Genomic DNA, 603 nt, shown 5'->3' with positions numbered 1-603 from the left:
CGGCTTTATGCAACGTAACGGCAGCAGTACCGGCGGCTATGCTTTCGCCCTCGACCAGGCCGGTAACGTGCTGTATTTCCCTGGTATGAAAGATAAGGCGCTGAAAAAATTCAGCGATCTGGCGCAGCAGCAACCCTGGCTTGCCCCGATGGTTGCCGGGGTGAAAACGGCAGGGTTGGCCAGCGGCAGCACCACACTCAGTGCCATCAGCGATGAATGGCTGCACCAGGAGGCACAGGTCACCCTGTTCCGCATGGCAGATACCGGCTGGATCATTGGTCTGGTCACGCCTCAGGCCGCCGTTACCGCACTGGCGCACAACATCATGCAGGATATCTTTGTGCTGCTGATCCCGTCATTGTTCGTGCTGCTGATTGCCTCGTGGTTTCTCTCGCGTAAGATCTCAGGGCGGCTGGAGTCGACCCGCAAAGCGCTGGATGATATCGCGCACGGTGATGGCGATCTGACCCGACGCCTGGATACCTCAGGCCGTGATGAGATCGCCGACATTGCCGTATCGTTCAACCAGTTTGTCGACAAGATTGCCGGCGTGATCACCAACGTGCAGTCGAGCGGCGTGCATGTGGCACACAACGCCAGCGG

Annotated in this window: 1 protein-coding gene; it reads left to right on the top strand. The window is 58.9% G+C overall.

What is annotated here, in order from left to right:
* Window positions 1-603, top strand: a 603-nt coding sequence (locus WH277_RS01705; protein WP_339504021.1) for a methyl-accepting chemotaxis protein, incomplete at both ends; no start/stop codon positions are given.

Source organism: Erwinia sp. MYb416, from assembly GCF_037479575.1.
GTDB lineage: Bacteria > Pseudomonadota > Gammaproteobacteria > Enterobacterales > Enterobacteriaceae > Erwinia > Erwinia rhapontici.
This window is presented reverse-complemented; position numbering and strand designations above follow the sequence as displayed.